General features: G+C 66.4%; 1 protein-coding gene. It reads left to right on the plus strand.

Going from position 1 to position 13990, the window contains the following annotated elements:
• The first annotated feature begins 12 nt into the window (after positions 1 to 12).
• A complete protein-coding gene (locus LQ215_RS07120; protein ID WP_230148340.1) occupies positions 13 to 13959 on the plus strand; it encodes a non-ribosomal peptide synthase/polyketide synthase in 13947 nt (4648 codons plus the stop codon).
• Positions 13960 to 13990: the final 31 nt, after the last annotated feature.

Genomic DNA, 13990 nt, shown 5'->3' on the forward strand with positions numbered 1-13990 from the left:
AGGACGCTTTCAATGACCACCGAAAAAACCACCGGTAACCCGATCGAAGACATTTACCCGCTGTCGCCGCTGCAACAAGGGATGCTGTTCCACTCCCTGCTGCACGAAGACTCCGGGGTGTACCTGATGCAGGATCGCTACCGCATCGGCGGGGCCATCGATGAAGGGGCGTTCCTTGAATCGTGGCGCCAGGTGGTGGCGCTGCACCCGTCCCTGCGCGCCAGTTTCCAATGGAAAAGCCAGAAGCAACCGGTGCAGGTGATCCACCGCCAGGTCAAGGTGCCGCTGGACACCCTCGACCTGCGCGGGCTCGCCCCCCATGAGCAGGAAGCGCGAATCCGCACGCTGCTGGAAGACGAGCAGAAAGTCGGCTTCAACCTGTCGAAGCCACCGCTGATTCGCTTCCGGCTGGTACGCCTGGGCGATCAGTCCTACGAGTTCATTCGCAGCTTCCACCACATCCTGATGGACGCCTGGTGCATTTCCCTGGTGACCGTGGACTTCCTCAAAGTCTACGAAGCGTTGTGCAACGACCGCACACCGGAGCTGAAAAGCCCGCGGCCGTTTCGCGATTACATCCAGTGGCTGCAACGCCAGGACGCGAGCAAGGCCGAGCAGTTCTGGCGCGGCCAGCTGCATGGCCTCAATGCCCCCACGCCACTGACCGTGGACAACGGCGTGACCCGCGACCGCTACACCGATGCGGTGCTGGTGGACGACCAACTGATCCACCTCGACGCACAGGAAACCCAGGCACTGGCGGCGTTCTGTCGCAGTCGCCGGATCACCCCGAACACGTTCTTCCAGGGCGTCTGGTCGCTTCTGCTGTCACGCTACAGCGGGCAACAGGACGTGGTCTTCGGCGTCACCGTGGCCGGGCGCCCGGCCGACCTGACCGGTGTCGCGGAAATGATCGGCCTGTTCATCAACACCTTGCCGCTGCGGGTTTCGGTGGACCCGAACGCCTCGCTCGGCAGTTGGCTGGGCGACCTGCAAAAGCTCAACGTCGACATGCGCGACTTCGAACACACGCCCTTGACCGACATTCAGGGCTGGAGCGATTTCCCTCGGGGCGAAACCCTGTTCGATAGCATCCTGGTATTCGAAAACGCGCCCATCGACGAACAGATTCTCGAAGGCGGTTTCCAGTTCAGCCTCGAAGGCATGGACCACAGCGTGCACACCCACTACGGCTTGACCGTGGTGATCCTGCCGGGCGAACAGCTGGGCATCCGCGTCTCCTATGACCGCGAACGTTTCGAAGCCGCCACCGTGCAACGCCTGCTGGGCCACATCGCCAGCTTGGTGCGCGGCATGCTCGCCGCACCCGAGGCGCCGCTGGCCAGCTTCGAGCTGCTGGCCGTGGAGGAACGCCAGCAGCTGCTGGGCGAGTGGGCGCGCAACCCGCATGATTTTCCGCTGGAGCAAAGCTACGCCGAACTGTTTGCCGCCCAAGTCGCCCAGCGCCCGGGACAGGTCGCCGCGACCTGCGCCGGTGAGTCGCTGACCTACGCCGAGCTGGACCTGCGCTCTACGCGTCTGGCCCACGCCCTGCGCGAGGCCGGCGCCGCTGAAGACCAACTGGTCGCGCTGGTGGCCCCCCGTGGCCTGGCGCTGTTGACCATGATGCTGGCCGTGTTCAAGGCCGGCGCGGCGATGCTGCCCCTTGAAGTCAATCACCCGCCCGAGCGCCTGCGGGAAATCCTCGGGCTGTCCCGCGCCCCGCTCCTGGTTGCCAGCGAAGCCTGCAGCGGCCTGCTCGATCAACTGCTCAGCGGCCTCGACCAGGCACCCGAGGCGCTGTTCGCCGAAGCCTGCTGGACGTCCGGCAACGACGCGCCACTGCCGGTGCTCGCCCGCCCCGACAGCCTGGCCTACGTGCTGTTCACCTCGGGTTCGACCGGCACGCCCAAGGGCGTGATGATCGAACAGCGCGGCATGCTCAACAACATCTTCGGCAAAGTACCGGCCCTGGGCCTCAGCGCCGCCGACCGGATTCCCCAGACCGCCTCGGTGGCGTTCGACATTTCGGTGTGGCAGTTCCTCGCCGCGCCGGTGCTCGGCGCCACCGTGCACATTCTTGCCGATGAAGTCGCCCACGACCCGCAACGCCTGTTGCAAGTGCTCGCCGGCGAGCGCCTGAACGTGCTGGAAATCGTCCCGAGCCTGATGCGCACCTTGCTCGCGCTGTGCCCGTGCGACTTGCAACTGCCGGACCTGCGCTGGGTGTTGCCTACCGGCGAAGCCCTGCCGCCGACCGTGGCCCGCGACTGGTTCGCACGGTTCCCCGACATCGCCCTGATGAACGCCTACGGGCCAGCCGAATGCGCCGATGACGTGGCCTTCCAACCGATCCTCAAAGCACCGGGGGCCGAGGTCAGCCACATGCCCATCGGCCAACCGACCGCCAACAACCGCCTGTATGTGCTGGACGAATCCCTGCGCCCGGTGCCGGTGGGCGTGGCCGGGGAAATCTGTGTCGGCGGCGTCGGCGTTGGCCGCGGTTACCTGCACGACCCGCAGCGCACCGCTGAGGCGTTTATCGACCACCCTCAATTTGAAGGTCGCCTGTACCGCACCGGTGACCTGGGACGCTGGCGTGCAGACGGGGTGATTGAATACCTCGGCCGCCGCGACCAGCAGGTCAAACTGCGCGGGCACCGGATCGAACTGACGGAAATCGAACACCGTCTCGCCCAGCACCCGAACGTCCGCGAAACCGCCGTCCTGCTGCGGGAAAACACCGTCGGCGAAGCCTGGCTGGTGGCGTACTGGTCGGCCCATGACGAAACCCTGGGCAGCGACGGCCTGAGCGAACACCTGCGGGCGCAACTGCCGCCGTACATGGTGCCGGCGGCGTTCGTCTGCCTGGACAAACTGCCCCTGAACAATAACGGCAAGGTCGATCGCAAGGCCCTGGCTGCTCGGGAGCTGGACTGGCAGGCCGACACCCAGCAAAGCATCGCCCCGCGCAACGCGCTGGAAACCACCGTCGCGTCGATCTGGGCCGAGGTCCTGGGACGCGACACAGTGGGCGTGGAAGACAACTTTTTCACCCTCGGCGGACACTCGCTGCTGGCGACCCAGATCGTTGCCCGCCTGCGCACTCAGTTCAAGCTTGACCTGCCGTTGCGGGTGCTGTTCGAACAGCCGACCGTGGCCTTGCTGGCCGTGGCCATCGCCGCCCGCCAGGCCGAGGCCGCCGCACCGCTAGGCAACGCCCTCAGCGTGCCCAAGGCCCAGCCACGCCCGACGCTGCTGCCGCTGTCGTTTTCGCAGCAACGCCTTTGGTTCATCGAGCAACTGACGCCGGGCACCACCCTGTTCAACATCCCGTTCGCCCTGCACCTCAAGGGTGAACTCAATGTCGAGGCGCTGCACGCCAGCCTGAACGACCTGCTGGTGCGCCACGAAATCCTGCGCACCGGCATCCACAGCACCGACGGCGTGCCGTGCCAGCGCATCAGCCCAGCGCTGGACATCGCGCTGCCCTTCGAAGACTTGTCGGGGCTGACCGCCACCGCGCGCGCCGGCGCGCAGTTCAACGCCCTGCAAGACACCTTCGAGCAGCCCTTCGACCTGACCTGCCCACCGCTGCTGCGTGCGCGCTTGCTGCGCCTGGCGCCGGGCGAGCACGTGCTCGGTATCGCCCTGCATCACCTGGTCTCGGACGCCTGGTCGGCCACCATCGCCCTGCGCGAGCTGGCCCTGGGTTATGAGGCCCGTTGCAACGGCGCCCCCGCCGAACTGCCAGCTTTGCCACTGCAATACGCCGACTTCGCCCTCTGGCAGCGCGAACACCTGCAAGGCGCCGAGCTCAAGCGTCAACTCGACTACTGGACCACCACCCTGGACCGGCGCGACAGCGACGCCAGCCCGCTGCTGGCCTTGCCCACCGATCATCCACGGCCGTCGGTGCAAAGCTACCGCGCCGGGATCGTGCAGCGTGAACTCAGCGCCGACCTCAGTGGCCGGGTGCAAGCCTTTGCCAGTCGCCTCGGCACCACGCCGTTCACCGTCCTGTTCGCCGGCTTTGCCGTGTTGATGCACCGCTTGAGCGGCGACGCCACGGTGCTGGTCGGCACCCCGGTCACCCACCGTGAACAGCCAGGCACCGAAGGCCTGCTGGGCATTCTGTTGAACAACCTGGCGATCCGCGCCGACTTCGAGCCACAAGCCGGCTTCACTGCCCTGGTCAAACAGGTGGCCGAACGTCTGCGCAGTGGCCTGCTGCATCAGGACCTGCCCTTCGAGCAACTGGTGGACAACCTGCAACTGCCACGCAGCCTCAGCCATGCGCCGCTGTACCAGGTGATGGTCGCCCAGCAACTGGCCATGGAGTCGCGGTTGCGCTTCCCCGGGCTGGAGTTCGAAGCGCTGGACACGCCGCTGCGACATTCCGAGTGCGACCTGGACCTGCACGTGCTGTGCCCGGCCAATGCGCCAATCCAGCTGGAGCTGATGTTCGCCCTCGACCTGTTCGTCGCCGACAGCGCCCGCCAGACCCTGGCGCGCCTGGAACATTTGCTCGAACACATGCTCGCCGAGCCCCAGCGCCCGGTCGCCGCCTTGCCGCTGCTGATGGACGCGGAATGGCAACGCACCGTGGTCGAGTGGAACCGCACCGAGATGGCGGTGCCGACGCACCTGACCTTCGCCCAGTTGTTCGAACAACAGGCCGAACGCACCCCGGAGCGTGACGCCCTGTGTTTCGAAGGCCGCCGCCTGAGCTACGGCGAACTCAATCGTCGCGCCAACCAGGTGGCGCATTACCTGCGCAGCCGCGGCGTCGGCGCCAACCGCCCGGTGGCGCTGTGTGTCGAGCGCTCGCTGGAACTGCTGGTCGGCCTGCTGGGCATTCTCAAGTCCGGTGGTGCCTATGTGCCGCTGGACCCGACCTACCCGGTGGATCGCCTGGCGTACATGCTCGAAGACGCGCAACCGGCACTGTTGCTTGGCCAGCAAGGCCTGTTGGAACAGTTGGGCGCCGAACTGCCGCGCTTGCGCCTGGACAGCGACGCAGCCCTGTTCGCCAACCAGCCGGACAGCAACCCTGCCCCGCTCGCCGGGCCGCAAGACCTGGCCTACATCATGTACACCTCCGGTTCGACCGGTAAGCCCAAGGGCACCCTGGTGACCAACGGTTCAGTGGTCAACCTGGCCTGGGCGCGTATTCATGGCTTGTATCGCCGCTACACCGACCAGCCGATGCGCACCAGCTTCAACTACTCGTTCGCCTTCGACAGTTCGGTGGCCGAGCTGATCCTGTTGCTCGACGGCCACAGCCTGTACCTGACCCCGGAAGACGTGCGCTACGACCCCGAGGGCCTGGCCGGATTCTTCCGCGACACCCGCCTGGACGCCTTCGAATGCACCCCGGCGCAACTCAAGGCCCTGCTTGAAAGCGACGGCGTTCGCCGGGGCGAGGTGTACCTGCCGCGCTTCGTGCTGTTCGGTGGCGATGCGGTGGACGCGCAACTGTGGCAACGCCTGCCGTCGATTGCCGGCAGCCGCTTCTTCAACACCTACGGCCCGACCGAATGCACCGTGGATGCCACCGGTTGCGCGGTGGATGACTTCCCGCTGCGGCCGATCATCGGCCGGCCGATCGCCAACGTGCGCACCTACGTGCTCGATGCCTTCCTCAACCCGATGCCGGTGGGCGTCCCGGGGGAACTGCACATCGGCGGTGCCGGCGTGACCCTGGGCTACCTCAACCGCGCCGAGCAGACCGCGAAGGTGTTCATCGAAGATCCGTTCTCCACCGTGGCCGGGGCGCGGATGTACAAGTCCGGCGACCTGGTGCGCTGGTTGCCCGACGGCCAGCTCGAATACCTGGGACGCATGGATCATCAAGTGAAGATCCGTGGTTTCCGTGTCGAGCTGGGGGAAATAGAAACCTTGATCGGCGCCCAACCGGGCGTGCGCCAGGCTGTGGTGCTGGCCCGCGAAGACGTGCCCGGCGACAAGCGCCTGGTCGCCTACGTGACGTGCGACCAGCAGGCCGACATCCACGCCTGGCGCAAAACCATCGGCGCCGCCCTGCCCGACTACATGGTGCCCTCGGCATTCGTACTGCTCGATGATCTGCCACTGACCGACAACGGCAAACTCAACCGCAAGGCCTTGCCAGCCCCGGACATCCAAGCCGCGCCAGATGCCCTCGATCCGCCGCGCAGCGCCGCCGAACAGCAATTGGCCGCCCTGTGGGCCGAGTTGCTGAAGGTGCCGTCGTCGCAGATCGGCCGTGACAGCCATTTCTTCTACCTCGGCGGCCACTCGCTGCTGGCGGCGACGTTGTTTGCCCGCCTGCGTCAACAGTTCGCCAGCGTACCGCCGTTGCGGGCGGTGTTCGAACACCCGACCCTCGACGCCTTGGCCGCGCTGCTGGGCGATCCCCTGCAAGCCCCGGCGGCGACCTTCGTCCCGGCGACGCGTCCGGCGCGCCTGCCGCTGTCGTTCGAACAGCAACGCTTGTGGTTCCTTGAACAACTGAGCACCGGCGGTGGTGAGTACAACGTGGTCAGCGCCGTGCAACTGGACGGCGAACTCAACGTCCAGGCCCTGCGCACGGCCCTGAACAGCGTGGTCCAACGCCACGAGATCCTGCGCAGCCGCATCGTGCGCGATAGCGATGGCGAGTTGGCGCTGGTGATCGAACCGCAGGTCGATATCAGTATGCAGGTGACGGCACTGCACGCGACCAGCGACGAGCATTGGCAGCAACTGACCGACGCGGCGATCCACGCAGAAACCGGCCGCCGCTTCGACCTCGCCGCCGAAGTACCGGTCCGCGCCACGCTATTGCAACGCAGCGGCGCTGCCCAGTCGCTGCTGTTGCTCAACGTGCACCACTGCGCCACCGACGACGCTTCCAGCCAGAACCTGCTGGATGAACTGCGCCAGTGCTACATCGCCCAGTGCCAGGGCACCCCGGCAGCACTGCCAGGGCTGGCGCTGCAATACCCCGATTACGCCCTCTGGCAGCGCGAATCCGCTCAACAGGCCGCGTTCAGCAGCCAACTGGAATACTGGCGCAACCAACTGGAGGACGGCGACTACCTGCTGGACCTGCCCACCGAACAGGGCCGGCCAAACCAGCTCGCCCCGGCGGCCGGCGCGGTCCAACTGCAATTGCCGCCGGCCCTGGTGGAACGCCTGCGACAGTTCGCCCAGCAACGCGGCGCCACGCTGTACATGCTCATGCTCGGCGCCGCGCAGTTGCTGTTGGGCCGCTACGCCAACCAGCGCGATGTGCGGGTTGGCAGCCCGGTGGCCCAGCGTCCATTGGCCGAGCTGCAGCCGCTGATCGGCTGCTTCGTCAACACCGTGGTCATGCGTGCCGACCTGGATCCGGCGCTGGATTTCGAAGGTTTGCTCAAGCAGGTGCGCAACCGTGTGCTGGATGCCCAGCAGCATCAGGACGTGCCGTTCGACCAGGTCGTCGAGCACTTGAAACCTTCGCGCAGCCTCGGCCAGACGCCGCTGTTCCAAGTGCTGTTCGCCATGCAGAACGCCAACTCGTCCTCGGCTCACTGGCCGCAGTTGCAGGTGCACGAACGGGCGGTGACCGCCCAGGCCACCAAGTACGACCTGAACTGGGAAGTGCATGACGGCGAGGTACTGTCGGTGTTGCTGGAATACCGCGCCGCGCTGTTCAGCGAAACCACCGCCCGGCGTTGGCTGGACCAATGGCAACAACTGCTGGAAACCATGCTCGACGCGCCACACACCCGCCTCGGGGATTGGACGCCGCTGCCGACGGCCGAGCGTCAGCGCCAGTTGATCGAGTGGAACGCCACTGAGCGCCACTACAGCGGCCCAACCAACTTGCACACCGCCCTGAGCCAACAAGCCGCCCTGAGCCCCAACGCCCCGGCGCTGGTGTTCGAAGGCCAGCGCCTGAGCTATGCCGAGCTGGACCAGCGCGCACAAACCGTCGCCCGCGCCCTGCGCGCCGCAGGTATAGGCACCGACAGCATCGTGCCGCTGTGCATGGAGCGTTCGGTGGAGATGGTCGTGGCGTTGCTCGGCATCGTCCATGCCGGCGCCGCGTGGCTACCGCTGGATCCCGAGTTGCCTGCCGCGCGCCTGGCGTTCCTGATCGAAGACGCCGACGCCCGGGTCACCTTGACCCAAGCGCAATGGCTGTCGCGCCTGCCCGCCGGGCATCAAGCCTGGACGCTGGATGCGTTGCCAAATACTGAAGTTGGAGAGCCCATCAGCGTCGACGCCAACGACCTGGCCTACGTGCTCTACACCTCCGGTTCCACCGGCCAACCCAAGGGCGTGATGAACCAACACGGCGCCTTGATGAACCGCCTGCACTGGATGCAGGACGCCTTCCCGATTGGCCCGGACGACCGCGTCTTGCAAAAGACCCCGTACAGCTTCGACGTGTCGGTGTGGGAGTTCTTCTGGCCGCTGATCACTGGCGCGACCCTGGTGGTTGCCCGCCCGGATGGTCATCGCGACCCGGCCTACCTCAGCCAGTTGATCCAGCAGGAACAGGTCACGACCTTGCACTTCGTACCGTCGATGCTGCGTGCCTTTGTCGAAGAGCCGAGCCTGGTCAATTGCCAGAGTCTGCGCCAGGTGTTCGCCAGTGGCGAAGCCTTGCCGGTGGATCTGGTGCGACGCTTCATGGGTCAACACCCGGCGGCGCTGGTCAACCTGTACGGCCCTACCGAAGCGGCCATCGACGTCTCGGTCTGGCGCTGCTCGGCGGACGATGTGATCGTGCCAATCGGCAAGCCCATCGCCAACCTGCGCTTGTACATCCTCGACGAGGCCATGCAACCATTGCCGATTGGCAGCATCGGCGAGCTGTACATCGGCGGCGTCGGTGTGGCCCGGGGTTACCTGAAACGCCCGGAGCTGACAGAGGAACGCTTCCTCGCCAGCCCGTTCGTGGCCGGTGATCGCCTGTACCGCACTGGCGACCGTTGCCGCTTCCTGGCCGATGGCAACATCGAATACCTGGGGCGTCTCGACCATCAGGTGAAGTTGCGCGGCCAGCGCATCGAGCTGGGGGAAATCGACGCTGCGCTGCTGGCCCTGGCCGGTGTGCGCGACGCCGCCACCTTGTTGCTCGACCAGCGCCTGGTGAGTTTCTGGTGCGGTGACGCCGATGAGGCGACCCTGCGTGCCGACTTGAATGACAGCCTGCCCGCGCACATGCAGCCAAGTCTGTTCGTGCAGCTCGATAACCTGCCGCTCAACAGCAACGGCAAGCTCGACCGCAAGGCCCTGGCCGCCACGCCGCTGCCACAGAGCCAAAGCGACCAGCCGCGCACCGCGCCGCGCGATGCCACTGAAAGCGTGCTCTGCGAACTGTTCAGCGAAGTGCTGGGTGGTGCGGAAGTCGGCATCGAAGACAACTTTTTCCAACTCGGTGGTCACTCCTTGCTGGCCACCCGCCTGGTCAGCCGGGTCCGTGAGCGCCTAGGGGTTTCCCTACCGTTGCCGCTGGTGTTCGCCCAACCGACGGTCGCAGCCCTGGCCGAGCATCTGCGCGCGGCCATGCCCGGTGAATCGATCAGCGCACAACCGCGCCCGACGCAATTACCGCTGGGTCTGGCTCAACGCCGGTTCTGGATGCTCAGCCGCCTGGTGCCGGAGTCCCGCGAGTACCACATGCCATTCGCCCTGACCTTGCGCGGCGAGTTGCAGGTCGAGGTCTTGCGCGAGGCCTTTGCGCAGGTCAGCCAGCGCCACCTGGTGCTGCGCAGCCGTATCGTCGAAGTCGACGGCGAGCCGCAATTGCTGATCGACGACCACGGCCCGGCGCTCGCGGTCACTTGTGTTGCGACCCAGGACTGGGCAGCGACCTGCGCCAGCGCCCAGGACGCACTGATGACGCCGTTCGACCTGGCCGCCGCGGCGCCTTGGCGGGCGCATCTGCTGCAACGCCAGGGCAGTGACGAAAACCTGTTGCTGGTGTGCCTGCACCACAGCGCCACCGACGGCTGGGCCATGCAGTTGCTCATCGACGAACTGACCCAGGCCTACGCCGCCGGCCTGAACGGGCAGTCGCCCGCCTGGGCGCCGCTGGAAATCGATTACGTCGATTTCGCCCTGAGGCAACAGCACCCGGACACCCAGGCCCGGCGCAGTGACAGCCTGGGCTACTGGAAAAACCACCTGGGCCAGGACGACTACCAGCTCGACCTGCCCATCGACCATCCACGCGGCGCCGAAGCCGATCGTCGCGCCCGGCAACTGAACGTACGCCTTGGCACCCAGCGCGCCGAAGCCATCCGCCAGTTCGCCCGTCAGCGCGGCACGACCACCTACGTGGTACTGGCCACGGCCCTGAGCGCGCTGCTGGCCCGCTACAGCGGCCAGCGGGAGATTCGTCTCGGCACCCCGGCGGACCAGCGTGACCACGGGCAAACCCAGGCGTTGCTGGCCTGCCTGGTCAATACCCTGGTGATCCGCAGCGACGTCGACCAACGGGCCCCGGCCGAGCAACTGCTGGCCAGCCTCGAAGCCGACCTGCGTGCCGCCCAGGCCCATGCCGACCTGCCCTTCGCCACCCTGGTCGGCGCTATCGCACAAAACCGCGACTTGAACCGTACGCCGTTGTTCCAGGTGCTGTTTTCCCTCAACTATGGCCGGGTGGACAGCAGCCAATGGCCGGGGTTGAACGTCGAAGAACAGATGCTGCCGGTGATCGACGCCAAGTTTGAACAGAGCTGGGAAGTCCAGGACGACGGCAGCGACATGACGCTGGCGCTGGAATACCAACCGGCCTTGTACGACGAAACGACGATGCAACGCTGGAGCGCGCAGTGGTGCGCGCTGCTCGATGCACTGGTGGCAAACCCTGGACGCACCCTGGTGGAACTGTTCCCGCAACAGCAGGACCAGCAGCAACTGGACCGCTGGAACGCCACCGACCGCCACTACAGCGGCCCAACCAACCTGCACACCGCCCTGAGCCAACAAGCGGCCCTGAGCCCCAACGCTCCGGCGCTGGTGTTCGAAGGCCAGCGCCTGAGTTATGCCGAGCTGGACCAGCGGGCGCAAACCGTCGCCCGCGCCCTGCGCGCCGCTGGCGTGGGCACCGACAGCATCGTGCCGCTGTGCATGGAGCGTTCGGTGGAGATGGTCGTGGCCTTGCTCGGCATCGTCCATGCCGGCGCCGCGTGGCTGCCGCTGGACCCGGAGTTGCCTGCCGCGCGCCTGGCGTTCCTGATCGAAGACGCTGATGCCCGGGTCACCTTGACCCAAGCGCAGTGGCTGTCGCGCCTCCCGGTCGGGCATCAAGCCTGGACCCTCGACGCCCTGCCCCAGGCCTCGGCGTTCGAACCCATCAGCGTCGAGGCCCACGACCTGGCCTACGTGCTCTACACCTCCGGTTCCACCGGCCAACCCAAAGGCGTGATGAACGAACACGGCGCCTTGATGAACCGCCTGCACTGGATGCAGGACGCCTTCCCGATTGGCCCGAACGACCGTGTGCTGCAGAAAACCCCGTACAGCTTCGACGTGTCGGTGTGGGAGTTCTTCTGGCCGCTGATCACCGGCGCGACCCTGGTGGTTGCCCGCCCGGACGGTCATCGCGACCCGGCCTACCTCAGCCAATTGATCCAGCAGGAACAGGTCACGACCTTGCACTTCGTCCCGTCGATGCTCCGCGCCTTTGTCGAAGAACCGAGCCTGGTCAACTGCCACAGCCTGCGCCAGGTATTCGCCAGTGGCGAAGCCCTGCCGGTGGACCTGGTGCGGCGCTTCATGGGTCAACACCCGGCGGCGCTGGTCAACCTGTACGGCCCGACCGAAGCGGCCATCGACGTCTCGGTCTGGCGTTGCTCGGCGGACGATTTGATCGTGCCAATCGGCAAGCCCATCGCCAACCTGCGCCTGTACATCCTCGACGAGGCCATGCAGCCATTGCCGATTGGCAGCATCGGCGAGTTGTACATCGGCGGCGTCGGTGTGGCCCGGGGTTATCTGAAACGTCCGGACCTGACCGAGGAACGCTTCCTTGCCAGCCCGTTCGTGGCCGGTGATCGCCTGTACCGCACTGGCGACCGTTGCCGCTTCCTGGCCGATGGCAACATCGAATACCTGGGACGTCTCGACCATCAGGTGAAGTTGCGCGGCCAGCGCATCGAGCTGGGGGAAATCGACTCAGCGCTGCTGAACCTGCCGGCCATCACCGGAGCCTGTACCTTGGTCATCGACAACCGCCTGGTGGCGTTCTACAGCAGTAGCACCGCGCAATCGGACCTCGACAGCCAGCTCGCGGCCGAACTGCCGGCCTACATGGTGCCGGCGGTGTGGGTGCAGATCCCGGCCCTGCCCCTGAGCACCAACGGCAAGATCGACCGCAAGGCCCTGGCCGCTCTGCCCTTGCCGAACACCCAGAAGGACTACGCGGCACCGCGCACCGACCTGGAACGCCTGCTTTGCCAGTTGTTCGGCGAGCTGCTCGGCGACACCTTGTCCGGCGGCCGTGAAGTCGGCACCTCGGACAGTTTCTTCGCCTTGGGTGGCGACTCGATTCTCGGCCTGAAACTGATCTCGCGCTTGCGTGAACAGGGCTATTCGCTCACGCCACGGGACTTGTTCCGTTCGCCAACCCCAGCGGCCCTGGCCCATGTGACCACGGCGCTGCTGACCCAGGCCGAACAAGGTGACGTGACCGGGCCGATGCCGCTGATGCCCTTGCACCAGTGGTTCTTCGACCAGCAACAGGTCCAGGCCACGCACTGGAACCAATCGGTGCTGGCCGACAGCGACCGTCGCCTGGAGCCGGCCATCGTCCAAGCCACACTGGATCGACTGGTCGCCCACCACGACGCCCTGCGCCTGCGTTTCACCGACGTCGACGGCCTATGGCAGGCGCACATCGCGCCGGTGGCCCCAGCCCAGTTGACCTGCTGCGAGCGCCCGGCACAACTGCTGCAAGTCGCGCAAAGCCTGGACCTGCAACACGGCCCGCTGTTTGCCGCGGCCTTGCTGGAGGGCACGCCGCAGCGCCTGTACCTGGTGGCTCATCACCTGGTGATCGATGCAGTGTCATGGACGCCGCTGCTGGAAGATTTCCAACAGCTGTACCCGACACTGGAGCGTGGCGAGAGCCCGACGTTGCCAGCGAAAACCACCTCGTATCGTCAATGGGCCGAACACCTGCAAGCCCATGCCGCCAAGGCTGCCGCCGAGCATCGCTACTGGCGTGCCCAGGTCGGCGCAAACCCGCCGCCCATGGCCACGGTCGCCGAACGCCAGACCCTGTCGGCCCGCTGGGACGCCAGCCGTACACAGCGATGGCTGACCGAGTCCCACGCGGCTTACCGCACGCAACCGGAAGAACTGCTGATCGCCGCCCTCGCCGCGACCCTGGCCGAGGTCGAACAGCGCAGCGACATCGTCGTGGACCTGGAGCGCCACGGGCGTGACGCACCGTTTGCCGGGCTGGACGTCGGCCGCACCGTCGGCTGGTTCACCACCCTCTACCCACTGCGCGTGAATGCCAGCGGCGTCGCGGGCGATCAGGTGCGCAACGCCAAGCAAGCCTTGCGTGACGTACCCGGCCAGGGCCTGGGCTACGGCTTGCTGCGCCAGCGCGGCGAGTTGCCGGCCAGCCACGGTGATGTGCTGTTCAACTACCTGGGGCATGAGCAAACGCCAGCGGGCTGGTTGCGCGCCAGCAGCCTGGTCCCGCCGCCGGACGTGGCCTCGGTGAACCGGGTGACCCACGCCCGTGAAGTGGTGGCCTGGCTGGAGGACGGCGTGTTGCGTGTCGAATGGCACAGCGTCACGCCGAATGCCGACAGCCGTTTGCCCGCTCGCCTGCTGGAACGTTTGCAGGCGCTGGTCGAACACTGCCTCGACCCCCAGGCAGGTTCGCTGATGCCCGCGGACTTCCCGCTGGCCAAGGCGCTGAACCAGAAATCCCTGGACAAGCTGCTGGGCAAGCTCAAGACCAAACCCAATTCCCAAAGCTAGCGAGCGACGCGGCGCCGGCGCAGGTCTCAGA

The sequence above is a fragment of the Pseudomonas brassicacearum genome, assembly GCF_918698105.1.
Classification (GTDB): domain Bacteria; phylum Pseudomonadota; class Gammaproteobacteria; order Pseudomonadales; family Pseudomonadaceae; genus Aquipseudomonas; species Aquipseudomonas brassicacearum_F.